Genomic DNA, 24507 nt, shown 5'->3' with positions numbered 1-24507 from the left:
TGTAATTGCCTCAGATAGTTAATAATTCGGGTTCCATATTTCAACTAACACTCATATATTAGAAACTATTTACTATGAAATCCAAAATTGTCATACGTTTATCGGGAATACTGTTGTTATTTATGATTACCAACACAATTGGACAAACAGATGATATCGATACCAAGGTCGAATCACTGCTAAAAAAAATGACCCTCGATGAAAAAGTGGGTCAGATGAACCAATATTCCAGTTTTTGGGAAGTTACTGGACCCGTCCCGCAAGATGGCGGCGCGAAAGAGAAATACGATCATTTGAAAAGCGGTTTGGTCGGCTCGATGCTGAGCGTGCGCGGGGCAAAAAATGTCCGGGAATTTCAGCGTGTGGCAGTCGAAGAATCCCGGCTGGGTATACCGTTGATTTTCGGTTTGGATGTTATTCACGGACACAAAACGCTGGCACCGATTCCGTTAGCAGAAGCCGCAAGCTGGGATCTGGCAGCGATCGAAAAATCTGCCCGCGTAGCGGCAACCGAAGCATCCGCCGTTGGCATCAACTGGACTTTTGCGCCAATGGTCGATATCTCCCGCGATGCCCGTTGGGGCAGAGTGATGGAAGGCGCCGGAGAAGATCCGTATTTGGGTGCAAAAATCGCAGTTGCGCGAGTTAAAGGTTTTCAGGGGGATGACTTGGCGGCAACAAACACCATCGCCGCATGTGCCAAACACTTCGCCGGATACGGTTTCGGAGAAGCCGGACGCGAATACAACACCGTCGATATCAGCCTTTCTACATTATATAATGTGGTCTTACCACCCTTTAAAGCTGCTGCGGAAAGCAATGTTCGCACATTCATGAACGCTTTCAATACGCTGAACGGCACTCCGGCAACCGCCAGTTCTTTTTTGCAACGCGATATTTTAAAGGATAAATGGCAATTCAACGGGTTCATCGTTTCCGATTGGGCATCAGGCTCCGAATTGGTGATGCACGGTTTTGCGACCGATTCATTACATGCTGCCGAATTAGCAGTCAACGCCGGTTCTGATATGGATATGATGTCGCTGATTTACGTCAAACATTTGAAACATCTGGTTGAATCCGGGAAAGTGGATGTCGCAGTTGTCGATGACGCCGTGCGGCGGATTTTGCGGGTCAAATTCGAACTCGGATTATTTGATGATCCCTACCGATATTGCGATGAAGAACGGGAAAAAACGCTGATTTACCACAAAGATCACCACGCTGCTGTGCTGGATATGGCTAAAAAATCCATCGTTTTGTTGAAAAATGAGAACGGGTTACTGCCGGTCAAAAAATCGCAGAAAAAAATCGCGGTTATCGGCGCATTGGCGGACGACAAAACCAGCCCGCTCGGCAGTTGGCGAATCGGGTCAGATGACGGTACCGCAGTTTCTGTTCTCGAAGGGCTGCAGCAATATACCAAATCGGTAACATACGCCAAAGGTGCAGATGTTACCATCGGCGAGGTTTCATTTATTCGCGAACTCAATATCAACGAAACTGACAAAAGCGGATTTCCCGATGCTGTCAACCTCGCGAAAAAATCCGACGTTGTGATAATGGTGCTTGGCGAACACGGATTCCATTCCGGCGAAGCCCGGAGCCGCACCAAAATCGGGTTACCCGGTGTTCAGCAGGAATTGCTGGAAGCCGTTTTCGCGGTAAACAAAAATATTGTACTGGTGCTGATGAACGGTCGCCCGTTAGCGATTCCCTGGGCTGCGGAAAATATACCCGCAATTCTGGAAACGTGGCAATTGGGAACGCAAAGCGGAAACGCCATCGCACAGGTGCTGTTCGGCGATTACAACCCGTCCGGCAAATTGCCGATGACTTTCCCGCGTAGCGTCGGCCAAATCCCGATTTATTACAATCATTTGAATACCGGCAGACCGAATCCCGAAGAAATGGTATTCTGGTCGCATTACAGCGACGAATCGAACGCGCCGCTGTATCCGTTCGGTTTTGGGTTGAGCTACACAACATTTGAATATTCAAATTTGAAAATCGATGCAACAGACAGTAAAAACATCGCAGTGCAGGTAACCGTCAAAAATACCGGCGAATTTTCCGGAGAAGAAGTTGCCCAGCTTTACATCCGGGACAGGGTTGCCAGCGAGGTTCGTCCGGTGAAGGAATTGAAAGGATTCTCCAAATTCCATCTTATTCCCGGTGAATCACGTTCGGTAGCATTCACATTAACCGCAAAGGAACTCGGTTTTTACACGAGTCAGGGTGAATTTGTGGTCGAACCGGGAACATTTGATGTTATGGTCGGTGGCAACTCACAGGAAGGTTTGACCGGCTCATTTGAGCTAAAATAAACGGGTTGTCGGCTGATTTTTGACGGATTATTTGATCAATAAATAAATTGAATGTTCGGAGATATTTTGATGAAATGGCAATATTTACGCCCGGTTAGTATTTTATTTTCAATATTTGTTCTGATAAATTCTGTAGGTTTTGCACAGCCCAAAAACGATGTTTCGGCAAAAGTGCAATCGCTGTTGTCGAAAATGACCATCGAAGAAAAAGTCGGGCAAATGACCCAGGTTACCATCCAAACCGTGTCCAGACAACGTGGTTGGCACGATACTAAATATCAATTGGATAAGGATAAACTGGCATTCGCAATCCTGGAAAAGCATGTCGGATCGTTGTTGAACGTTTACGATAAAGCATTGAGTTTTGACGAATGGCAATCGCTGATCACCGAAATTCAGAATGTTGCCACAAAACAATCACGATTAAAAATCCCGGTTATGTACGGCATCGATGCCATTCACGGCTCAAATTATATCAGCGAAGCCACGCTGTTTCCGCAGGCAATTGCCATGGCTGCCGCCCGTAATCCCGAACTGGTGCACCATGCCGCGCACATCACCGCAATGGAAACGCGGGCTGCCGGCATTCCGTGGAATTTTAATCCGGTGTTGGGTGTTGGCCGCAATCCGCTGTGGCCGCGCATGTGGGAAACATTTGGGGAAGATCCCTATCTCGCTTCCCAAATGGGTGTTGCGTATGTGAACGGCACGGAAGGTGAAAACAATACCATCAGCGATGCGGATCGCGTGGCGGCGTGTATCAAGCATTACCTCGGATACAGCTTCCCACTGTCCGGAAAAGATCGCACGCCGGCATGGATTCCCGAACGGATGATGCGCGATTTATTCCTGCCGTCGTTTAAAGCAGCGGTTGAAGCCGGTGTGCATACCGTGATGGTCAATTCCGGTGAAATCAACGGTATTCCGACACATAGTGATCATTACCTGTTAACGGAAGTGCTCAAAAATGAACTCGGTTTCAAAGGATTTGTGGTTAGCGATTGGGAAGATATCAAACGGTTATACGACCGCGACATGGTTGCTTCAACGCCAAAAGAAGCTGTGCGGATGGCGGTGATGGCAGGTATCGATATGAGCATGGTGCCGTATGATTTCAGCTTTTACGATCAGCTGCTGGAATTGGTGAACGAAGGCAGCGTGCCCCTTTCGCGGATTGACGATGCGGTTTCCCGTATTTTAATGGTTAAATTTCAGTTGGGATTATTTGATAATGCCTATCCAGATAAAAACGCCAAAAAACTGGTGGCGACAGCCGCATCCGCCGAAGCCAGCCTGAACGCAGCCCGCGAAGCGATGACGCTGTTGAAAAACGATGGCGTTTTACCGCTGTCAAAATCGGCAAAAGTGCTGCTGACCGGACCGACCGCCAATCTGCTGAAAGTGTTGAACGGCGGATGGTCATACACCTGGCAGGGCAATGAAGAAGCCTTCTATCCTCAGGAAAAACAAACAGTTCTGGAAGCGATCGAGCAAACCGTCGGGAAAGCGAACGTGACCTATTTGCCCGGCAGCGAATACGATGTTGCCGTGGATATTCCCGCCGCAATTGCAGCCGCGCAACAATCGGATGTCGCCATTATTTGCCTCGGCGAAATGCCCTATTGCGAAACTCCGGGAAATATCAACGATTTGAATTTGCCAAAAGCACAGCTCGATCTCGCAACCGCGATTCAGGCAACCGGAAAACCGGTGGTGCTGGTGCTGATTGAGGGTCGCCCGCGAATAATCACGCCGATTGTCGATGGCGCAAATGGCATTTTGCTGGCGTATTTGCCGGGCAACGAAGGTGGTCAGGCCATTGCCGATGTGCTGTTCGGTAACGTAAATCCGTCGGGAAAATTGCCCTACACCTATCCCCGTTACGTTAATGATCTGGTTACGTACGATTCCAAACCGATCGAAATTCATGACAATCTCAATAAACGCAATCCGCTGTGGGAATTCGGTTACGGCTTAAGTTACACCACTTTCGCATACAGCGATTTGGCAATTGCCAATCCCAAAGTGGAAGACGGGCAACCTATAAATGTGTCCGTAACCGTTAAAAATACCGGTGCCATTGCCGGAAAAGAAAGCGTGGAGCTGTATCTCAGCGATCTGGTTCGCTCCATTTCCCCGCCGGTGAAACAACTGAAAAGGTTCTCCAAAATTGAGCTGCAACCGGGCGAAAGCAAAACAGTTTCCTTCACCTTAAACGAAGCGGATTTGGCATTTCACGATCGCCAGAACCGCAGGGTTGTGGAACCCGGGGATTTCAGAATAACGATTGGTGATCAATCTGCAATTTTCACATTACAACAAACCAGCGAATAATTGATTTCGCGAAAACTGAAGCGCGCATGTATCACGATTGGTTTGCGGAAGTTAAACATAACACACTGTAACTAAGGATTTTATATGGAATTTTCAACAATTGATTATGCGGTGTTCATCAGCTACATTTTGGGAATCGTCGGTCTCGGGCTGTGGGTTTCCAGAGATAAAAAAGGACATCAGAAAGATTCCAAGGATTACTTTTTGGCCAGCAAAGCATTGCCGTGGTGGGCAATTGGCGCATCTTTAATTGCTGCCAATATTTCTGCGGAGCAGTTTATCGGCATGTCCGGCTCCGGTTTTGCGATCGGTTTGGCGATTGCATCATACGAATGGATGGCGGCAATAACGCTGATTATCGTCGGCAAATATTTCCTGCCGATCTTTATCGAAAAAGAGCTGTACACCATTCCCGAATTTATCGAGAAACGGTTCAGCACCAACCTGAAAACCATTTTGGCTGTGTTTTGGGTGGCATTGTTTATTTTTGTCAACCTGACCTCGGTGCTCTTTTTGGGGGGCAAGGCTATTGACACCATCATCGGTACCGGCGATGGCAGCATGATTTTTTACGCGATATTAGGGTTGGCATTTATCGCCGCAGCGTATTCGCTGTATGGCGGACTTTCCGCAGTTGCATGGACAGATGTTCTGCAGGTAATTCTGTTGGTCATCGGCGGATTGATCACCACAGTAATTGCGCTAAACCATGTAACACCGGAAGGTGGCATTTTTAACGGGTTGTCGCATATTTACAATCAGGCCGGCGACAAATTCCACATGATTTTACAAAAAGATAACCCGGAGTTTTCTAATCTGCCGGGAATAGCCGTTCTGGTTGGCGGGATGTGGGTCGCAAACCTCTATTATTGGGGATTTAACCAGTATATTATTCAGCGAACGCTGGCTGCCAAATCGATAAAAGAAGCCCAGCGCGGCATTGCTTTTGCCGCATTTCTCAAACTGATTATTCCATTGATTGTGGTTATCCCCGGAATCGTGGCGTATGTGATGTTCAGCCAGCCGGAAGGAACCGCAGTTATCCCCGGCGTACAGGAAGCATTTTCAAATGGCAGCGGCGGGATTAATTATGATAAAGCTTATCCGTGGCTGATCAGTTATTTCATCCCGACCGGATTGAAAGGTTTGGTATTGGCAGCGCTGACCGCCGCGATTGTTTCATCGCTGGCATCGATGCTCAATTCGACATCGACCATTTTCACAATGGATATTTTCAAGCCTTATATCAACAAAAGCGCATCCGAAAAAACGCTGGTAACAGTCGGTCGCCTGACCGCTGCCGCAGCATTGCTGATTGCCGTGGCGATGGCGCCGGTAATGGGAAATATTCCCCAAATGTTCCAATACATTCAGGAATACACCGGATTGGTTAGCCCCGGCATTCTCGCCGTATTTATGATGGGATTGTTCTGGAAAAAAGCAACCAACCAAGGCGCGATTGTCGGCGTGATTTCTTCGATTTTGGTGGCATTTTTGCTCAAAAATCCGGCTTTAGAACTACCATTTATGGATCAAATGCTGTATACAATGTTGATTACAATGGTGATTATCGCCGGTGTAAGCCTAACCAGTTCGGAATATGACGATCCGAAAGGCATCGAGCTGAAAGCCAGCATCTTCAAAACCGGACCGGCTTTTAACATCAGCGCATACAGCATTTTGCTGGTTCTGGTGGTTTTATACGCCATTTTCTGGTAGGATAATATTCATTAAAAAATAAGACCGTTGTAGAGGCAATTCACGAATTGCCTCTACATTTTTTATTAACATCACCCACCGCAACCCAATTCCCAGCCCACCGCATAAACGATACAATTTTCTTGATAGAAATCCTTTATTTTGCTAAACTTGTAACAAGCATTTCATTTGTTTTGCAGCTGATAACGGGGCAAATTTTACAGACGATCCTCAAAACAGAGCGAATCAGAACTCTAAAAAAGAGAGGTTTAAGTTGGCTGACAGCAATAATAAATGGACAACCATGGAAGAAAAACTCGCCCAATTGCATAATATGCAGGAAGAAGCACGTCAGGGCGGGGGCGAAAAACGCATCAACAAAATGCACGAACAGGGCAAACTGACTGCCCGCGAGCGGATCGACGTGTTGCTGGATGAAGGCAGTTTCGAGGAACTGGATATGTTGGCACGGCACCAAACCCGCGACTTCGGGCTGGACGAACAACGTTTTCTCGGCGATAGCGTGGTGGTTGGCACCGGCAAAATCGACGGACGCATAGTGTGTGTCTTCAGCCAGGATTTCACCGTTTTCGGTGGCAGTTTGTCCGGCATCCACGCCAAAAAAATCTGTAAAATAATGGATTTGGCAATGAAAATCGGTTGCCCGGTTATCGGGCTGAACGATTCCGGCGGCGCGCGCATTCAGGAAGGCGTGGTCAGTTTGGGCGCATACGCCGATATTTTTCTGCGAAACACATTGGCCAGCGGCGTTGTGCCGCAAATTTCGGCAATCATGGGACCCTGCGCCGGCGGCGCGGTTTATTCCCCGGCGATCACCGATTTTATTTTTATGGTAAAAGATCGCAGCTATATGTTTGTCACCGGGCCGAACGTGGTAAAAACCGTAACCCACGAAGATGTATCATTTAAAGATTTGGGCGGCGCAGTAACCCACGGCACAAAAAGCGGCGTTTGCCACGTTGTCACCAATAACGATGTCGATTGTTTGCGCAAGCTCCGTAAATTGATGAGCTACATACCGTTGAACAATCTCGAAGAAGCGCCCTATTTTCCACCGACAGACAAACCCGGGCGAATGGATGAGGAATTGCTCACCATCGTTCCGGACAATCCCGGCAAGCCATACGACGTGAAAGATGTTATTCGAAAAGTCACCGACGAGGGCGATTTTTTTGAAATTCACGCCGATTACGCGGAAAATATCGTGGTCGGATTTGCCCGGATGAACGGCAATTCCGTCGGCATCGTTGCCAACCAGCCCAACAGCCTCGCCGGGGTTCTGGATATCGATTCATCCATCAAAGGCGCGCGCTTTGTGCGATTTTGCGATGCGTTTAATATCCCGATCATCACGTTTGTGGACGTGCCCGGATTTTTACCGGGAACCGCGCAGGAATGGGGCGGCATCATCAAACATGGTGCGAAATTGCTGTATGCCTATTGCGAAGCCACCGTTCCGAAAATTACCGTTATTTTGCGAAAAGCCTACGGCGGCGCTTATGACGTGATGAGTTCCAAACATATTCGCGGTGATGTAAACCTGGCGTGGCCGTCCGCGGAAATCGCGGTGATGGGACCCAAAGGCGCTGCCGAGATCATATTCCGGCGGGAAATCAGCGAAGCGGACGATGCGGAAAAAGCGCTCGCCGAAAAAGAAGCCGAATATCGCGATAAATTTGCCAACCCGTATCTGGCAGCGGAACACGGTTATGTGGATGAGGTGATCGACCCGCGCCAGACCCGCCCGAAAATCTGCCGGGCGCTGGAATTGTTGCGCAATAAAGTGGACAAAAATCCGCCGAAAAAGCATGGGAATATTCCGTTGTAACGCTGTTTTTGAGATATCAGGTTTGATTCAAAAAAGGGGACACCAAACGGCTGTCCCCTTTTCATTTTGGAAAAAATGTGATAATGTGTTATTTTGACGGCTATCAATATTTGGTGTCATTTTCTATGCAATCTTGCGCCCGTTTTAGTGATTATTCGCTAATTTACGGAAAAATAATACAGTTTTCAGGGGTCTGGTAAATCCAAACATATGAAGAAAAAAACGTCGGAAAGCAATTTCAAGCTATACTCACGGTTGCTGGCTTACCTTAAACCATTCAAAAAACACATCGTTTTGGTGATGTTTTTCAACCTCGGTTATGTGATTTTCAGTGCGCTTTCCATGTGGATGATTGCTCCGGTAATCACCACATTGTTCGATACAAAAAATCAACAACATACAGTTCAAACGGCACCGCAAACGCCCGGCGAAACGACAGCAATTCAACAGGAAAGCCAGCCCGAAACCACCAATAAAATTGAAAAACCGGGACTTACAGGTGGGTTTAACGTTAACAAGTTTTTAAAAGAGCAGGTGAAACGCTGGCTGCATCGCGATGATCCGTATGAAATGCTCAAGGTGCTCTGTATTTTTATTGTTATCAGTTTCGGGTTGAAAAATTTCTTCGCATTCAGCGAATTTTATTGGGTCAGCCTTATCGAGCAAAAGGTGATCAAAAAGCTGCGTGATCAGGTGTTCGGGCATATTTTACAACAACCGCTCAGCTTTTTCAATTCACGCCAAACCGGTGCGATCATCTCGCGGATCACCAACGATATCGATGCCGTGAACGTTGCCGTTAACCGCAGCTTCACCAAACTCATCCGCGATCCGGTGATGATTTTGATTTACATTTATATTTTGTTTCACATCAGTTGGCGGCTGTCGCTGGTAACGTTGGTGATTTTTCCACTGACAACCGTAATCATCGAACGCATTGGGCGAAGCCTGAAACGCAAAAGCAAACGGGTGCAGCAACGCATCGCAGATATCACCAGCAATTTGCAGGAAGTGATTTCCGGCATCAAAGTGGTTAAGGCATTTGCGATGGAACCGTATGAATCCCAAAAATTCGAGGATCGCACCGGACGGCACTATCGCGCCGTATTGCGTCAGGTGCGGTTGAAACGATTGGCATCTCCCCTATCTGAATCGCTGGGAATCGGCGTGATGGTGGCGGTGCTTTGGTATGGTGGGAGCCTGGTGTTGTCCGGGCAATTGCTCAGCTCCGAAGATTTTGTGCGGTTTATCGTGCTGCTGTTCGCGATGATGGAGCCGATCCGCAGCCTCAGCGAGTTGAACACCAATTTGCAGGTTGCACTGGCATCCGGCACCCGGATTTTTGAAGTGCTCGACACCCAACCGGCAATCGCGGATAAGCCCGGTGCGGTCGATATTCGCCAATTCGATCGGGAAATCCGTTATGAAAATGTTGTGTTTCGATATGCCAAAAAAGAGGAAAACGTGCTCAACGGCATCAATCTGGTCATCGGTAAAAACGAAAAAGTTGCGTTGGTCGGCAGCAGCGGCGCGGGAAAAAGCACGCTGGTGAATCTTTTACCACGGTTTTATGACGTTACTGATGGCAGCATTACCATCGATGGCGTTGATGTGCGCGACGCCAGTCAGTCCAGTTTGCGCCAGTTGATGGGCATCGTGACGCAGGAAGTCATTTTGTTTAACGATACGATTGCCAACAACATCACCTACGGACGCTCGGATTATGATCGAGAAAAAATATACCATGCTGCAAAATTGGCAAACGCTTACGATTTTATCATGGAAATGCCCGACGGTTTCGAGACCGTGATCGGTGAACGCGGCGTACGGCTTTCCGGCGGGCAGCGGCAACGGATTTCCATCGCACGGGCGATTCTCAAAAACCCGCCGATCCTTATTTTTGACGAGGCGACATCCTCGCTGGATTCCGAATCGGAGCACCTGATTCAGGATGCAGTGGACAATTTGATGAAAGATCGCACGGTGCTGATTATCGCGCACCGGTTGTCGTCGATCATCCGCTCCGATAAAATTGTGGTGCTGGAAAACGGCAAAGTGGTGGACAGCGGCACCAATGACGAACTGCTGAAAACATCGAAACGCTACAAACGGCTGTATGATTTGCAATATGCCCAATCGATGGATTAGCGAATGTTAGTTTTGCAACTGAACAATTGTATGATATTCATGTTGGTCATTCCTGCTCCAACGGAGCTCCTTCGGCGCGAAGGCATAATTCTCTTAAAAACTAACTGATGATATACAATGGTTGAAAATGACCTGAATCCAGCATCCTGAGTAACTCCGAAGGAGTGTATCGAAGGGTGCGGTCATTCAGCCAGTAAAAAAACAATACTCCCGGAATACCAGTTGAATATATTTTTGATGAACAGCGTTGGCAAAGACACCTGGGGCGGCGTTGAAAAATGGATGTGGCTGGTCGGTTGCGGCATGCGCGATCGCGGGCATGCGGTGTGGTGCGGTGCGCGTCCCGGCAGCCGCTTTTTGCAGCGCTGCGGCGAATCCGGATTGCACGAAAGCCCGGTAGATATGCACGGTGATGTTGATCCGCGAACCATTGCCACACTTGTCCGGCGCTTCAAAAAACATCAGATTGACGTTATCATCGCTAATCTGAACAAAGATGTCCGGCTGGCGGGCATCGCCAAAAACATCGTTGGCAAACCGGTGCTGATTTCCCGCGCGGGACTGGCGCTGCTGCCCGACAAACCGGTGTATCGCCACACCTATCGCTGGCTTTCCGACGGCATCATTACCAACACGGAAACGATCAAATCCACATATCTCTCCTACGGCTGGCTGCCGGACGATTTTATACGGGTGATCTATAACGGCATCGAGATTCAGCCGTTGCCGCAGATCGACGAAGCAGCCATCCGCCGCCAATTCGGGTTACCGGCGGCGCGTCCGGTGGTCGGCATCTTCGGGCGATTGGTGCACCAGAAACAGCATGATAAATTCCTGACTGTCGCCAAAACCATCGCCAATCAGATCCCGGAAGCCATTTTTCTGATCACCGGTGACGGTCCGTTGCAGCCGGAAATCGAACAAATGGCTGAGCAACTGGAGATTCGCGGGCGGTTATTCTTTAGCGGATTTCAGCAAAACCCCGCTGAGCTGTATGCGTTCTGCGATCTCGTGTTGCTAACTTCCGCTTTCGAAGGCATGCCCAACGTGGTGCTGGAAGCGATGCATTACGCCCGTCCGGTGATCGCATTTAACGTTGGCGGCGTTCCGGAATTGATCCGTTCGCCGGAAACCGGCGTTGTCGTACCCCCAAATGATGTGGCACAAATGAGCGAAGCAGCGCTTTCGCTGCTGAACAACCCGACCGCAAGAGAACAAATGGGTAATGCCGCCCGGCAGTTTGTGATCGCGCATTTCTCCCTGAAAACCATGCTGGATCACGTGGAAGAATATCTGATGTCCAAAGTGAAACAGTAGTCCGCCTTTTGGCTCCGCTCACGGTACCCAGTACCGAGCCCTGAGCGGAGTCGAAGGGCGGTGTTCCATCACCCCACCCATTCGACGGGGCTCAGGGCTCGGTGTTCAGTCGCTCAGGCTGACAGTGTTCCGTCACACCAATCATATTCCCCAAAAAACCGCTTGAATTATTCCGTCGCTTTTGGGATATTCCTCCGTCTTTTTCTCACAAAAAATCGAACAACTGACAAAATTACGGAAGATCGTTGCGATGAAAATCAACGAACCGGATTTTTATCATGTAAAAATTACGGATTGGCCGGAAGGCGACCGTCCCCGCGAAAAACTGATGCAACTGGGACCGGAACGGCTCAGCGAATCGGAGTTGCTCGCCATTTTAATCCGCACCGGCACGCGCCGGCAAACGGCGGTGGATATTTGCAAGACCATTGTATCCCGGTATGGCAATCTTGCGGAGCTTTCCGAGATGAGCTATCAGCAATTTTTTCAACTGAAAGGCATCGGGCCGGTCAAGGCCGTTACGTTAATCGCCGCGTTCGAGATTGCCCGGCGCATCGCCAGCCAGCCTATTCGCAAAAAGCTGAAGGTAACTGATCCCGAGGTGATCTTCCGGCGATACGAGCCGCTGCTGGCGCACCTGAAAAAAGAGCTGTTTATGGTGCTCATCCTCAACAGCGCCAACACGCTCATCAAGGATGTGCAGATCAGCGAGGGCATCCTGAACTCCTCGCTGGTGCACCCGCGCGAGGTATTCAAAAGCGCGATTCTGGAATCGGCGGCCAGCATTATTCTGATGCATAACCATCCCTCCGGTGAGGTGCAGCCCTCGCGGGAAGACCGCAGCATCACGGAACGGCTGGTGGAAGTCGGCAAGCTGATGAACATTCCCGTGCTCGACCACATCATCATCGGGCAGGGTAAATACTACAGTTTCCGCGAAGGCGGCTTGATTGGGGAGTGAAAACATCTCCGGTGGTTTCGGCTACGCTCAACCACCGGTGTGTGCTCTCCCCGTAGGCTGAGCGAAGTCGAAGCCGGACTTGAAGGTGGTTTCGGCTACGCTCAACCACCGGTGTGTGCTCTCTCCCCGTAGGCTGAGCCGTTCGACTGGCTCAGGATAAACTACGCTGAAGCCGGTGCTATGGTAGCTTCGGCTACGCTCAGCTACCGAGACAACTTATTCCACCGATCTAACCACCGGAATAGTTCTTGAAATGCGTTTCATTCATGCATTCCGCCAGTTGGTGAAGATCTTCCGGCATTTCCTTTATCAGCGCCATTTTCTTTTTTCTGCTCCATCCCTGGATCTGCTTTTCACGATAAAAGGCAGCATCAATTCTGTTATATTCTTCAACATACACCAGCTTAACCGGCAGCCGGTTTTTTGTATAATTAGCCCCTTCCCCATTCTGATGCTGTGCCAAACGCAATGCAAGGCGCTTCGTGCTACCGGTATAAAAGCTGCCATCCGCGCATTCGAGAATATACGTCCAGCCTTTCATTTGAAGACCTTTTCGTTGGTTGTGTAACTTGAAAATGGTGCAAGGCTAACCATCGACGAGTAAACCACGGAGGCTGAGCAAGTCGAAGCCGGGCTAAATGGTGGTTTCGGCTACGCTCAACCACCGGCGTGTAAAGATGAACCCTTCGACAGGCTCAGGATAAACTGCGCCGATGCCCGATTATATTACACAATAATATATTATTCTTTCCCGAAAATCAAAACAGCACTCGATTTGTTCAGCCACGACCAGATTTAACCCCACCCCCACCGGGTTTTGCTCCAACCCCACGAGATTATGCCCCTAATCCCCACCGGATTTTGCTCTGTCACCACCGGATTTTATCCCGCCCCACGAGATTATGCTCAGGCCCCACAGGATTTAGCTCCACTCATAAGATTATGCCCCGGCCTCACCGGATTTTGCTCCGGCCCCATCAGGTTTAGCTTTAGCCTGTTGGGAAAGGATAAGACTAGTTAAAAGTGGAAAGTGATAAGGAAAAAGTTAAGGAAAAGGAAAATTGCAATTACTCAGCACGCTACTTTTAAACCGCAGAGATCGCGAAGAACGCAAAAAAGCGGAGAATATGAGTAATACAGAGGTGAATTAAAAAACAAATTATCCGGCAATGCCTGCCTAAATTTATTCTTTTATATTTCTCCGGAAAGTCTGCGTTCTCAACATCCTTTGCGGTATGTCCTGAGTAGTTAAGGAGAATTTAAGTCGCGCTTAATCATTCAATTTTCAGCAACTGGTATTGCTCATTGTTGAAGCATCCAGCGTCCGCCAAAATTTAAATGGGAGATCGTATTGCATGTGTATCGTAAAATTCTTACAATAGATGTAGCATTTCAAGTTGATCCCTAAATTGAATCAAAACCTTTGGATAAAGTCGCCCCATTCTACTAAAAGCCAAATTTATGGTCTTATTGTATAAATATAATTTTATGGAAAAAGAAATAATTTTTCTATGTCGGTTTTTCATATGATCTGTCCGAAAGAGTGCTTAAAATTGTCGTGCCATTTGATCCTTGCTATTATTTTTTACAATAACGTCGAAAAAAACCTCATATGACTGCATAAAGCAGACTTTTGGGTTGCTTTAAATGAACCCTCCGGGTGCGTTTTTATATTGAATGCAAAACATCCATCCATTGCTGAAAATCAAAATTGTGTTATGAAAAGCGGAGAAGCATTAATGAACTTGCCTTTACTTTTATTTGCCGCCACGTGCAGCATATTCCCACTGCGCTTCGCTGGGTAAACAGAATGAATTTCCTGTTTTTGCTTTCAATTTTATGAGGAATTCACTGGACATCATTCCAGCTTACACTTTCCACCGGACAGTTATCACAGTTTTTAAAACAGGAAGGATTATTGCCCATAATGTCGCGCCATTGTTTTTTGGGTAACCGGGATTCGAGGCAAGTAAAAATCTGAAACGGTTACTTCGTGCCAAGGTTTTCTGAACTATTGTCATCACTACCCATATTAAACATACCACCTTCGATTTTTACGAAATCAAATGCATTAAAATACGGTATCATTTCGTAATAAAAATGCCCCACCATATCCCGCGATACCTACCAAATTAAAACGAATAGCAAACTGCCAGTCTGCTTCACATTCTTTCGCCAGAAAATATTCCAGAATGGATTTATGTGCCAAATTTCAATTATGTGATGCGTCACGGGTGAGCAGGGATTGCCCGGTTATTTCGTAATCGAGTAGATCAAGTTTATGCTTTTCGCAAATGGCAATAGCTTCTTCTTTGGTAAGCAGGCTATTTTGTTTTCGCTTTTCGTATATCGCCAGTGCAGCCAACTGGGAAAATTCATAAAGCTCACGTTTAAATTTTTCACGATCATCAGATTTATGTTTCCCGCTTGTCTGCTTCACGCTCAATCCACTTGTTAATAAGCGCCTCATAAATTTGGGAAGTGTTTTTCAAATCGTAAGTTATCATCCACCAGAAAATCGATATAAGCTTAACAACATTGGTCTTACCATCAATTTGGGAGAACGCTCCACAACAGACGCCGCAACCTTTTTTTTTGTGTCGATTCCAGAATCGCATTTAACCATACTTTTTGTTCAAAAAATGTTTGGTTTCTTTCTTTTCAAACGAAATATAGAGAGTTTGGCGAGGGTATGAAATCCTTCCTGCCGTAACGGGGGATTTTTAGTTCATACGGTTTATCTTCTTGTCCCGGAAAATATTGTGTGATGCGGCTGGTGATTAAGACTTCCTGAAAATCCTTTACACTTTCGATAACCTCATCAAACGTTTTTGGAAGCGTTCATCATCGCTTAAACCATCCGGTTTTCGGGGAACAGCGCCTTATGCTCGTCAAACGCATCCAACAGCAAAATTGTATCTCTTGCCTCTTCAGTTTTTATTTCCTGTATCCATAATAATATTCTTGTCGCCAAAAGAAACAGCTTCATTTTATACTTCCGTCGAAAATTAAACAAGGAATGGTACCGCAAATACAGGTTGATCATAAAAAGTTGTTTTACCCATGCCTGAATCGCTATCAAATAAAACTTGTCGCTGTCTTTTATTTCATTAAATGCTGTGTTAATAAAAAAAGGTATCAACGGTTTTTTACGATAAATTTGATCCCTTTTTTCAGGTTCTTCTTCATATACGTGGGAGTGTTATTCTGTCCCTGGGTGGGAACGAATAATTTTCGTTTATTCTGCACATCCTTGTAATCCATATCTAAAATGCACCAACTCTTTTGCTGTTTTGCTATATCCTTCACCCACTGGTGAAGCCATTTTAATCCTGCCACAATTGACCAAACAATTGCAGCAATAATAAGCCGGCAAAATGGCTTTGCTGAAATCTTCATTTAAATAATATGCACTGATTTCAACCATTCAGTAAGCCAGGATTATCCAAAGTTTAAAAAGTGGCTCGAAAATTTTCAATCGTCCATATTCTGAACCTTTTGCTGTTACATTATTTGACTGTATTGTTGTTTTATAGATCGGTGAATATTTAAGTGTTTTTCTTGAATTTCTTGATGATCTCTTTTGTCGTCTCTTTAATCCAATTCGGATATCTTTCAATAATTGATTTTAAGCGACTTGAGAATTCTTTGGAATATTTATGCGTTGAACTCATCCTGGACATGTTGATATTTCTGTATGGTATTTTGGGTTTCCTTTAATTGAGAAGCTTCCACAGAATAGCCTGAAACTCATAGTTGTTAATGTCAAATTTTTCTTTAGATTTCTCCAAACCTGTATGGATACAATGCATCTGTTTTGGGCATGTTTGTAGAGTATCAACTATGCCTGTAACTTCACCAATTAATTTTAAAGGTTTGGAGCACCTTCTTTTCGAAGAACTCTCAGCTTCTTTGATAAATTTAAGTTTATCAGCAATTGCCTTATCAAGAAGAATTTTTTCCATGTCCAGTCTGTATAACCCCGTTAAAAGTATCAATTAAATGTATATTTTGTGGTCCAACCTGCCCGATTTTCTCATTATGCCTGAGCCACAAAATTTTTCCTTTTCGCGTTCATCTTCGCTAAAATTCGATCGATACAAAGCTCGGTGTAGCCTATTTCAATTGGTTTTCACCGCGATATCTATAATATATCGCAGCTTCCAAGTATTGACTTGTAAACTTTTGAACACACTACTGGTTTTTGTGGTGCTTCTTCCACCCAACAGTCAACCAAATTGTTTTCCATAAACTTCATGGGTTTCCATATTCCAATGCACTTCATGTGAAAAATACTGACTGATGAATTGATTGATTTTATTTGGATCGCAATTTTTCAAATTTATCATTTATTAACGCAATGGGTTGTCTGGGTTTATCTTTAACACCGAAAATTATTTCCCCTGACACCTTTTATTGTTCGCCATGCCAACGACTGAACGAATATATTCTGCCAGCGAATCACCATAATGAAAGTTCCTTGAACTCAAGATCATAGCTTTCAACCCGTTTCAGAAAGCCTTTGCTATTTAATTCAAACGTGCATTTCATACTTTTTTTGAACACCTTACTATTGGTACTTTTTCTGATGATCAGCTACTAACATGCTATGCTGTAGGTTGAGCCTTTCGACTGGCTCAGGATAAACTTCGTCGATGCCGGATTATAGGGTAGCTTCGGCTCCGCTCAGCTACCGGCATGCGATCCTTTCCGGAGGCTGAGCGAAGTCGAAGCCGGATTAAAGGTAGAGACTTCGGCTCCGCTCAGCTACCGGCGGTTTTTACTCACGTAGGCTGAGACCACGTAGGCTGAGCCCTTCGACTGGCTCAAGGATAAACTGATTGCCTGTCGAAGCCGAACTGCCAAAGCTTTTTGGAGCAAAAAGTTCGACCCTCAGAAAAAAGGCAGAATGTTGCCTCAACCGTTGGTGGGTGATTGTCGGCGGACATCACAAACCAATTTACAAATGCGTTACTGCACAATGAACTCGTCGCACGCTGCTCGTCCCGTCGCGCTTACTCATTCTGTTCCAGCAACTGGTCTTGCTCAAGCGCAACGCGTTCCTGCGGAGCAGGTAAGGCAGGATGAACTGCCGCGAACTATGGGAGAAAAACCAGGCGGAAGCCAACACTTTTGGGGCCGTAGCGATACTCAGGGCGAAGCCTGTCCCGACGCGCGGAACGACAATTCCTGCGCGCATAGCGAAGCCCAGCCACCGCCGCGCAGCACGCGGTCCGAACCATCTTCCGGACCTGCCGGGTTTTCAACAACACCGACTTTTTGCATTCATCGTAGTATTTTTCATCGAACCAATCCAGACACCATTCCCACACATTACCATGCATATCATACAGTCCCCATGCGTTTGGCGAATATTTTTTTACAGGTGTGGTCTTACCAATATACTCACCTTTGGGATAATTTTTGTAAGGGTAGTTACAGTTATAATTTGCCTGGTCGGTGGTCAGGTTATCACCAGTGTTAAATGGTGTTGTGGTGCCAGCCCCGGCAGGCATATTCCCACTGCGCTTCAGTTGGCAGTGTAACCCGGTATTCACCTTTGGCGAGTTTTGTCAACCGTTCGCAAAACACCATTGCGTCATTCCAACTGACGTATTCCACCGGGCGTTCCGCAGCCCCGTCTTCTAGATGATCCTTTTCTTGAATTCTGAGGGATTCACACCCATAACTGCCTGATACTGTGCCTGGGTAACCGGTGTTTCGCTCATTCCAAAGCTATCCAGCTTAACAGTGTGAACCGGTCGTTCCCTATCTTCTCCATCATCGCTGCCCATCTGGAATTCCCCGGCTGGTACATAATAATAATTTTTAAACCGGGAACAATGTCTGTCAGCTTACCGGATGCATATGTTTCGGTAAGTTTGGGGCGCGGGGCGCTCTTTTTGACCGCCGCAAGGACTTCCAGACCTTCTTCCAGGGTTTCATTTTCCGTATAAGTTGTGTGCATTTCTTCGCGATAGGCTTTTTCGGACAGCCACCGGCAACCTGCCGGGAATTTAATACATTGCAAAGATGTTCATCTTTGTCCAGAATATCGATCAGGCTGTTCATGATCGCAGAATCCATTTTCTTAAATGCTGCTTTTAACAGCCGAACTTTATCTACATGGTTGTCTGCCCGTTGGGTTTTTCTGAGTCCATCGGCAAGATTTTTACCATACGATACAGTGTCTTCATCGCCGGGCGTCCATTCCAGCCTTATCAAAAACTCCCTGTATTCAAGTTTTCCTTTGGATACCCTGTCTGAGATGGTTTCGTTAATCAGTCCTGCCAGTAGGTCAAATGTTTCATTCTCCCCTTTTTCACTGTTGGCAATGCGCCATTTTACAATTAGCCCGTTAATTTTCCGGACAATTTCCCGGGACTTCGCTTTCCGACTTCGGCAATTAATTCCAGCAAATCGGTTTTTCGACACCTTCTACTAAGAATTGATTGAGCACGCCGGCGTCATCCAGCAAGTGTTCAATATAGTTGTGCATTTGGGCCGGTTGTCGCTCCGGAACGAGGTGCCTGACCTGTATAATTTTCCCGAGATAATCGTTGAAATAGTCCAGATATTTGTCAATCCGCCGGTGCAGGTCTTTATCATCCAGCGTCGTTGCCCAGGCGTTTGCATCGGGTATTGGGCGGCATATTTATTCCGGATGAATTCTTCGATAATTTGCGGGTAGATTCCGAGCACAAATGCAAAGCGCGGTTGATGCAGCACCAGTTTAATGCTTTCCAGCAAACGCACTGCTTGTTCCGGAAAGCAGCGGTCCAGGTCGTCTACAAAAACTACGATCTGCGGTTTTTGATAGTTTTGTCATGGGATAGTTCACGCAGTTGGTCAAAGGCATCAAAATATAGACTGCGGGCCATCAGCGTGTCCTGGGTTACCGCTTCGTAGCGCTCTATCATATCTTTCATTGCTGCGCTAATTTCCAGTTCACCCAGCAATGGCATACCCAGTTTTCCTTTCATGGAAACCCCGTAAAGCACGGAGCGAAGCGCATCATGAATTTTTTTTTGCCACCGGTATCCATGATGGTTCTGGCTTTATGCACTGCATTTTCAATATCGTTTTTGACGCTTTGCGCTTCCTCTCCCATTGCTCCTGTTTTTCTTAATATCCCGGGCAATTGTCGCAATCAGCGGGACGATCAAGTGTTCTTCACGTTCATATTGCCAGGCATTAAACCAGACCGCAACCGCAGCTTGCTCACCGTACACTTCATCATCCACCACCTGTCGCATTAACCGCATGAGTGAGGTTTTACCGGACCCCCAATCGCCAAAAACGCCGATTGTTATAGGGCTTTCGGTATATAACGCTGCACGCCCCAATACCTCTGCCGTATGTTTAAATGCCAGTTGATCCGTGCGATCGCTTTCCAGTATGGGTTCATCGCTTAGTAGCTTATATCGATTTTTGTGTTCGTCAGCCATTTCTATAACTCCGTTGATGTAAAGCGACAGAATAAACCAAACATGTTTTTTTTTTAATTGCACGCAAATAGATCTCTGGTTGGAACTATAGAAAATAAATTATTCCCGATTAACATGCAACTATTCAGACCGTTTTTTTGCGAAGTAACGGGATAATGTGCTTTGTGTCCTGCAATAAGCAAGGGGTTCTTAACAGCAACCCGAATTAGTAGCTGAAACAGTGGGTTCCGCGAAATTTTTCACCGACCGGTGCTATCCGGCATTTTATCGATATTTTTCTTAAAGTCCTGAACAGGCACGCCGATGTATATTCAGCAAACAGGATACTTAAACCATTCGAAAGGAATCACCAATGGGAAGAACAAACAAGGAATTGGAGAGATTGTTCGTCAAGGTCGAAACGTTATTGCAAAACGCGGTTGACGATACCATCAAGGCGCATTTTGAAGAAGTGGGCATCACCCGCAAAAACTAACCGATGTTCAGTTAATCCTCAGCAATACCCGGGCGCTGAACCAGCAGCAAAAAGTTAAATATGGCGAATTGTTTGCCGCGCAGGATGCCTTTGATGCCAAGCTGAAGGAAACGAAAAAAACCTATATGCGTCATGTTAAAACCGCCCGCATTGCCGCAAAGGATGACCGGGCAACCTTTCAGAAACTGGGTGTGGATGGTCGCCGGGAGCGACAATTTTCGCTATGGGTGGAACAAGCCAAACAGTTTTATACCACCGCCCTTAACGACGTTACCATGCAGGCAATTCTTGCCAACAACGCCCTGACCGTGGAAAAACTTGAAGCCGGTAAACAATTGGTAGAAGCATCCGAAGCCGCCTTTCAGGTGTTGCTGAGCCGCAGAGGGATTCGCACCTGAGCACGGTTTCCCGGAACGAGAGCTGGGAAGGATTGGAAAACAGCTACAGTGATTACCGCAAGCTGGCCCGCGTCGCGCTGGCGGATAAACCCCAACTGCTGCTGGAAGCTGGGCATTCCCAAATAAATGAGTGAATCATTTTAGCACAGAAAAACCCCGTTCATCGGGGTTTTTCTGTTTTTGGGGATGCACTGTCAGGTGATTGAGCCCTTCGACTGGCCAGGATAAACTCAGCCGAAATCAATGGTGGTTTCGGCTTCGACTCAACCACCGGTGTGTGCTTTCCACACGTAGGCAGAGCCCTTCGACAAGCTTTGTGTTTGGATAAACTTGCGGAGCAGAAGCCGGATTCGAACTCCGCCCTTTCCCGCAGCCTGCGGGCTCAGGGCTCGCATGCATGCATCCCCAGGTGATTGAGCCCCGCCGAAATCACCGGTCCTAGCGTGTCCGCCCTTCGGCTCCGCTCAGGGCTCAGAGGTATTGAGCCTGTCGAAATCACTGGTCATATTCCCCAAAAGCACCATTGCACATTAACGCGCGATGCGGTAATTTCGGTAATTTCATGCTGAAATTCCCTGAAAACTGTGACAGAAAAGGAAATGAACAATGAAGTTAAAGCTCTTCTGGATGTTTTTGGCGTTGATGTGGTTATTGCTGCTATCCTGCTCTTTTTCTTCATTTGGGGTATCGCGGACGGCACTGTATCCGCATTCAATATCAAATCCTGGATGTTTGCGTTGCTGGGTGTCGCCCTGATTGTTGGCGGCGGTTTTTGGCTGAAGTCGATAGATCAACTGGTGTTAGCCAATATTGTGCTGATGATTTTGGCGCTTCCCGGATTAGGTTATGCACTCATTATGGTTGTCGCCATTGTAACGCAAACCTCCTGGAACTAACCCGGGAAACAGCAAGCTAGCGCATCAGCGTGAGTTTTTTGGTCTGAACAAATTCACCGGAGCGGATGCGGTAAAAGAATATCCCGCTCGCCAGGTCACCGGCGTTCCAGTTAACGGTATGGCGTCCCGGTTGCTGCACGCCATCGACCAGCGTTGCCACCTCCTCCCCCATCACATTGTAAATTTTCAGGGAAACCGCAGCGCGTTCGGGTATCTCGTAGGCAATGGTCGTGCCCGGGTTAAAGGGATTGGGATAATTTTGCTCCAGCCGGAAATTCTCCGGCAGTTGTCCGGTTGCGCCGGATACGCCCGATACAATATTGTCGATCAACCGGATCGATTTGGTGCCGAAATCGGAGATGTATAATTTGTCATGATCCGGGCTTGCCAAAATGCCGTTGGGATTGCTGAACCGTGCGGAATCGCCGGTCCGTTCACTAAACCCGCCACACCGGTTCCGGCAAAAACGGTCATTTCCCCGCTCAGCGAAATCTTGTAAATCCGGTGAACGGCAATACCGGTGGCGTATAAATTTCCGGCGGCATATTCCAGAAACCCGACCGCGCCGAAGTTTGTCCCCGGCACGACCGCCAATTGAATCAGGCTGTCGTCGGTCACATGAAACACCTTGCCGTCGTTATAATTGGCAACATAAAAATTGCCGTTTTCATCCATCGCCATGCCAACCGGCCCGTTCAAACCGTTGCCGCTTTTGTAAACGGTCAGCGTGCCGTCGGGCGCTAATTTGCTGATCCGGTTTTGGGTCCATTGGGTGACGATCAGCGTATCGCTGTCGGGTTCAAACAGCAGCCCGCTCGGTGATGACAGGTTCGGCCCATACTGCGTTTTGGTGCTGTCCGAAGTGATTTTGTAAATTTTGTTTCCCTGGTTATCCGCAACATACAATATCCCGTTGCTGTCTATCGCCAGTCCGTTTGGCGAAACAATGCCCTGGGCATATACGCTCACAACGCCATCGGGCGTTACTTTATACACCCGCGATCCGGTATAGCGCGAGCCGTAAATATTTCCCGCAGCATCCATAATCATGTCGTCGTCAATATTAATTCCCGGACCGACAAACGTGCTTACCGTTTGGGCATATCCGGTGATGGTGATCAGAATTGCCAGCAAAACCATTGCTATTGTTTTCATCTGCATCGTATCCTTTCGGGTTGATTTTTTGAAATTAATTTTCACTGCCAATCACCGTTGATTGGCGGGCAAATATGCGGATAAAAATCGTCCCGGTCGTTCTTCCCAATGGAAAGCTACAACCCTAACGGATGTGGCTGGATGAAATAGCGTGTGCTTTTTGGTAGGCGGATGGCGTCATGCCGGTGCATTCCTTAAATGCCCGGTTGAACGAGCTTTTGGTGTTAAATCCGGCATCGTAAGCAATGGCGAGGATGGTAAACTGTTGATATTCGGGGTTGAGCATCATGGCTTTGGCAGCGTTTATCCGGTACTGGTTCACAAATTCATAAAACGGTTGTTTGAGCTCCTGATTCAGGATTTGCGACAAATTGTGCGGCGATATCCCCAACATTGCCGCGAGATCGGTCAATTTCAATTCGCTGTTGAGATAGGGGCGTTTGGTTTCCATCAAATGGATGAGCGCATCCAGATAGTTTTGGGCAATATCTTTCGACAGCGCGGAATTTTGGTATTTCTCTTTTTGCGCATCCGGTTCCGGTACTGCCGGATGGCTGCCGTTTGTTTGCGGATCGGAAACAATCGGCGGAAACAGTTTTTCGGGATTGCGGCTGGCGGTAACCGCAACAATTTGCACAAATATCGCCATAATAAAGGTTGTGGTTAATTCGAGTATATTCAGCGGGATTTCAAAAACAGTCAGCAAATATCCGGCAAGCGTATCAAAAACGATGTAAATCGTAAATGCGATCAACTGGCGTTTCACCCAGCGGAGATTTTCTTTTTGGTGAGAAGTGCTGTTATCCGTGATGCTTTTTTCCGCACGATTGATTTTGCGGATCGCGGCAAAATGATATCCTAACAATAACAGCCCCACAACCAGATAGATCAGGTGATATTCCGGCGGACCGGTTGGCGGGGTTTGAACGGCGGCAATTTTCTCGGCGCCGGAAAGTTGGTAAAATGGGAACATCTGATAAAGGCAATAAACCGCCGGGAGCAAATGGAGCAAATCGGTTGCCGAAAACCGGTGATTTTCGTTGACCAGAAAAGCTGTGTACGCGTAAATCATCGGACCAAACAGATACCAGAACGGTGCCCCGGCACCGATGATATGCGGTATCCGCATATAAAAACCGGACATCATCGCCACTTTTGTAAACAAAAATGCGCCCACAACCGCCAGAATAACCGCCAGCCAACGATTTGCAGGGCGGTTGCCTTTTTGCTGGAAAAAGAGGATGCCGGAAAAAAAGAATCCCTGCAACGCGCCGAATCCAAAAATGACAACCCCAAAAGTAAGTTCTATCGCTAACGGTTCATTCATCAAACGCCCTGTTTTAATGTTGGCTGATATTACGGGATGACGAAAATAAGGTTCGCTTTCCACCAATTTATACTTTGAACGGGTAAAATCTTAACTTTTCCAGCAGGAGACTCCTGCCTTCGCAGGAGTGACAGATCTCCTTTCCGGTGTCATTCCTGCGGATGCAGGAATCTC

General features: G+C 47.1%; 22 protein-coding genes and 2 pseudogenes. 9 read left to right on the top strand and 15 right to left on the bottom strand.

The features are described 5' to 3' along the window. The first annotated feature begins 74 nt into the window (after nucleotides 1-74). The 7 genes from bglX to radC all read left to right on the top strand — a co-directional run bounded on the left by bglX (nucleotide 75) and on the right by radC (nucleotide 12634). On the top strand, nucleotides 75-2327 hold the full coding sequence (bglX, locus tag H6629_17445) for a beta-glucosidase BglX (protein ID MCB9069575.1): 2253 nt from the start codon (nucleotides 75-77) through the stop codon (nucleotides 2325-2327). 69 nt (nucleotides 2328-2396) lie between these two features. Beyond that, nucleotides 2397-4661, top strand: a complete 2265-nt coding sequence (locus tag H6629_17440; GenBank protein ID MCB9069574.1) for a glycoside hydrolase family 3 C-terminal domain-containing protein — start codon at nucleotides 2397-2399, stop codon at nucleotides 4659-4661. Between the two features lie 84 nt (nucleotides 4662-4745). Continuing rightward, entirely contained in the window at nucleotides 4746-6380 is a 1635-nt protein-coding gene (locus H6629_17435; GenBank protein MCB9069573.1) for a sodium/sugar symporter, read from the top strand. A 283-nt stretch (nucleotides 6381-6663) separates the two neighbouring features. Beyond that, nucleotides 6664-8208 carry an acyl-CoA carboxylase subunit beta gene (locus tag H6629_17430; protein ID MCB9069572.1) on the top strand — a complete coding sequence of 515 codons (1545 nt, stop codon included), beginning with the start codon at nucleotides 6664-6666 and terminating at the stop codon, nucleotides 8206-8208. 210 nt (nucleotides 8209-8418) lie between these two features. Further along, nucleotides 8419-10356: an ABC transporter ATP-binding protein gene (locus H6629_17425; protein MCB9069571.1), complete on the top strand. Its 1938-nt coding sequence runs from the start codon at nucleotides 8419-8421 to the stop codon at nucleotides 10354-10356. A gap of 222 nt (nucleotides 10357-10578) precedes the next feature. Next, the gene (locus tag H6629_17420) at nucleotides 10579-11673 is read left to right on the top strand and encodes a glycosyltransferase family 4 protein (protein MCB9069570.1); all 1095 of its coding nucleotides are present in this window, start codon (nucleotides 10579-10581) and stop codon (nucleotides 11671-11673) included. A gap of 250 nt (nucleotides 11674-11923) precedes the next feature. After that, nucleotides 11924-12634, top strand: coding sequence for a DNA repair protein RadC (gene radC / locus H6629_17415; GenBank protein ID MCB9069569.1), 711 nt, complete (start codon nucleotides 11924-11926; stop codon nucleotides 12632-12634). 229 nt (nucleotides 12635-12863) lie between these two features. Here radC and H6629_17410 read toward each other — a convergent pair whose 3' ends face one another. The 12 genes and pseudogenes from H6629_17410 to H6629_17355 all read right to left on the bottom strand — a co-directional run bounded on the left by H6629_17410 (nucleotide 12864) and on the right by H6629_17355 (nucleotide 20082). Continuing rightward, nucleotides 12864-13175, bottom strand: a complete 312-nt coding sequence (locus tag H6629_17410; GenBank protein ID MCB9069568.1) for a GIY-YIG nuclease family protein — start codon at nucleotides 13173-13175, stop codon at nucleotides 12864-12866. Between the two features lie 1216 nt (nucleotides 13176-14391). After that, nucleotides 14392-14560, bottom strand: a pseudogene (locus H6629_17405) (SUMF1/EgtB/PvdO family nonheme iron enzyme). Between the two features lie 286 nt (nucleotides 14561-14846). Then, on the bottom strand, nucleotides 14847-15074 hold the full coding sequence (locus H6629_17400; GenBank protein MCB9069567.1) for a hypothetical protein: 228 nt from the start codon (nucleotides 15072-15074) through the stop codon (nucleotides 14847-14849). 411 nt (nucleotides 15075-15485) lie between these two features. Beyond that, on the bottom strand, nucleotides 15486-15623 hold the full coding sequence (locus tag H6629_17395) for a hypothetical protein (GenBank protein ID MCB9069566.1): 138 nt from the start codon (nucleotides 15621-15623) through the stop codon (nucleotides 15486-15488). 249 nt (nucleotides 15624-15872) lie between these two features. Then, nucleotides 15873-16061 (bottom strand): hypothetical protein, encoded by a 189-nt coding sequence (locus tag H6629_17390; GenBank protein ID MCB9069565.1) that lies wholly within the window; start codon nucleotides 16059-16061, stop codon nucleotides 15873-15875. Nucleotides 16062-16350: 289 nt separating this feature from the next. Continuing rightward, nucleotides 16351-16599: a hypothetical protein gene (locus H6629_17385; protein MCB9069564.1), complete on the bottom strand. Its 249-nt coding sequence runs from the start codon at nucleotides 16597-16599 to the stop codon at nucleotides 16351-16353. 1134 nt (nucleotides 16600-17733) lie between these two features. After that, nucleotides 17734-18301: pseudogene (locus tag H6629_17380) on the bottom strand (formylglycine-generating enzyme family protein). Continuing rightward, a complete protein-coding gene (locus H6629_17375) occupies nucleotides 18280-18429 on the bottom strand; it encodes an SUMF1/EgtB/PvdO family nonheme iron enzyme (GenBank protein ID MCB9069563.1) in 150 nt (49 codons plus the stop codon). Before H6629_17375 ends, H6629_17380 begins: the two are co-directional and overlap by 22 nt. A 55-nt stretch (nucleotides 18430-18484) precedes the next feature. After that, a complete protein-coding gene (locus tag H6629_17370) occupies nucleotides 18485-19069 on the bottom strand; it encodes a hypothetical protein (protein MCB9069562.1) in 585 nt (194 codons plus the stop codon). A gap of 6 nt (nucleotides 19070-19075) precedes the next feature. Further along, entirely contained in the window at nucleotides 19076-19438 is a 363-nt protein-coding gene (locus H6629_17365) for a hypothetical protein (protein MCB9069561.1), read from the bottom strand. After that, on the bottom strand, nucleotides 19432-19617 hold the full coding sequence (locus tag H6629_17360; protein MCB9069560.1) for a hypothetical protein: 186 nt from the start codon (nucleotides 19615-19617) through the stop codon (nucleotides 19432-19434). Before H6629_17360 ends, H6629_17365 begins: the two co-directional genes overlap by 7 nt. Nucleotides 19618-19707: 90 nt before the next feature. Then, nucleotides 19708-20082 carry a hypothetical protein gene (locus tag H6629_17355; protein ID MCB9069559.1) on the bottom strand — a complete coding sequence of 125 codons (375 nt, stop codon included), beginning with the start codon at nucleotides 20080-20082 and terminating at the stop codon, nucleotides 19708-19710. A gap of 600 nt (nucleotides 20083-20682) precedes the next feature. Here H6629_17355 and H6629_17350 point away from each other — a divergent pair. After that, nucleotides 20683-20955: a hypothetical protein gene (locus H6629_17350; protein MCB9069558.1), complete on the top strand. Its 273-nt coding sequence runs from the start codon at nucleotides 20683-20685 to the stop codon at nucleotides 20953-20955. Between the two features lie 599 nt (nucleotides 20956-21554). Next, nucleotides 21555-21851, top strand: coding sequence for an osmoprotectant transporter permease (locus tag H6629_17345; protein MCB9069557.1), 297 nt, complete (start codon nucleotides 21555-21557; stop codon nucleotides 21849-21851). A 16-nt stretch (nucleotides 21852-21867) separates the two neighbouring features. Here the strand turns inward: H6629_17345 and H6629_17340 are convergent, their stop codons facing one another. From H6629_17340 to H6629_17330, 3 genes are all read right to left on the bottom strand, one after another. After that, nucleotides 21868-22182 carry a T9SS type A sorting domain-containing protein gene (locus H6629_17340; protein ID MCB9069556.1) on the bottom strand — a complete coding sequence of 105 codons (315 nt, stop codon included), beginning with the start codon at nucleotides 22180-22182 and terminating at the stop codon, nucleotides 21868-21870. Next, entirely contained in the window at nucleotides 22179-23006 is an 828-nt protein-coding gene (locus tag H6629_17335; GenBank protein ID MCB9069555.1) for an SMP-30/gluconolactonase/LRE family protein, read from the bottom strand. Before H6629_17335 ends, H6629_17340 begins: the two co-directional genes overlap by 4 nt. Nucleotides 23007-23130: 124 nt before the next feature. Next, entirely contained in the window at nucleotides 23131-24333 is a 1203-nt protein-coding gene (locus H6629_17330; protein ID MCB9069554.1) for an AraC family transcriptional regulator, read from the bottom strand. Between the last annotated feature and the right edge of the window lie 174 nt (nucleotides 24334-24507).

The sequence above is a fragment of the Calditrichia bacterium genome (genome assembly GCA_020634975.1).
In the GTDB taxonomy this organism is placed as follows: Bacteria; Calditrichota; Calditrichia; order RBG-13-44-9; family J075; genus JACKAQ01.
This window is presented reverse-complemented; position numbering and strand designations above follow the sequence as displayed.

What these genes read in the sequence shown, in the direction of transcription:
- H6629_17350 (MCB9069558.1), top strand. Translation starts at nt 20,683, where the DNA reads ATGCGTCATGTTAAAACCGCCCGCATTGCCGCAAAGGATGACCGGGCA.
- radC (MCB9069569.1), top strand. Translation starts at nt 11,924, where the DNA reads ATGAAAATCAACGAACCGGATTTTTATCATGTAAAAATTACGGATTGG.
- bglX (MCB9069575.1), top strand. Translation starts at nt 75, where the DNA reads ATGAAATCCAAAATTGTCATACGTTTATCGGGAATACTGTTGTTATTT.
- H6629_17375 (MCB9069563.1), bottom strand. Translation starts at nt 18,429, where the DNA reads ATGGGCAGCGATGATGGAGAAGATAGGGAACGACCGGTTCACACTGTT.
- H6629_17360 (MCB9069560.1), bottom strand. Translation starts at nt 19,617, where the DNA reads ATGAAAGGAAAACTGGGTATGCCATTGCTGGGTGAACTGGAAATTAGC.
- H6629_17410 (MCB9069568.1), bottom strand. Translation starts at nt 13,175, where the DNA reads ATGAAAGGCTGGACGTATATTCTCGAATGCGCGGATGGCAGCTTTTAT.
- H6629_17335 (MCB9069555.1), bottom strand. Translation starts at nt 23,006, where the DNA reads ATGAAAACAATAGCAATGGTTTTGCTGGCAATTCTGATCACCATCACC.
- H6629_17345 (MCB9069557.1), top strand. Translation starts at nt 21,555, where the DNA reads ATGAACAATGAAGTTAAAGCTCTTCTGGATGTTTTTGGCGTTGATGTG.
- H6629_17330 (MCB9069554.1), bottom strand. Translation starts at nt 24,333, where the DNA reads ATGAATGAACCGTTAGCGATAGAACTTACTTTTGGGGTTGTCATTTTT.
- H6629_17355 (MCB9069559.1), bottom strand. Translation starts at nt 20,082, where the DNA reads ATGGCTGACGAACACAAAAATCGATATAAGCTACTAAGCGATGAACCC.
- H6629_17390 (MCB9069565.1), bottom strand. Translation starts at nt 16,061, where the DNA reads ATGGTTGAAATCAGTGCATATTATTTAAATGAAGATTTCAGCAAAGCC.
- H6629_17395 (MCB9069566.1), bottom strand. Translation starts at nt 15,623, where the DNA reads ATGAAGCTGTTTCTTTTGGCGACAAGAATATTATTATGGATACAGGAA.
- H6629_17425 (MCB9069571.1), top strand. Translation starts at nt 8,419, where the DNA reads ATGAAGAAAAAAACGTCGGAAAGCAATTTCAAGCTATACTCACGGTTG.
- H6629_17440 (MCB9069574.1), top strand. Translation starts at nt 2,397, where the DNA reads ATGAAATGGCAATATTTACGCCCGGTTAGTATTTTATTTTCAATATTT.
- H6629_17435 (MCB9069573.1), top strand. Translation starts at nt 4,746, where the DNA reads ATGGAATTTTCAACAATTGATTATGCGGTGTTCATCAGCTACATTTTG.
- H6629_17430 (MCB9069572.1), top strand. Translation starts at nt 6,664, where the DNA reads ATGGAAGAAAAACTCGCCCAATTGCATAATATGCAGGAAGAAGCACGT.
- H6629_17385 (MCB9069564.1), bottom strand. Translation starts at nt 16,599, where the DNA reads ATGGAAAAAATTCTTCTTGATAAGGCAATTGCTGATAAACTTAAATTT.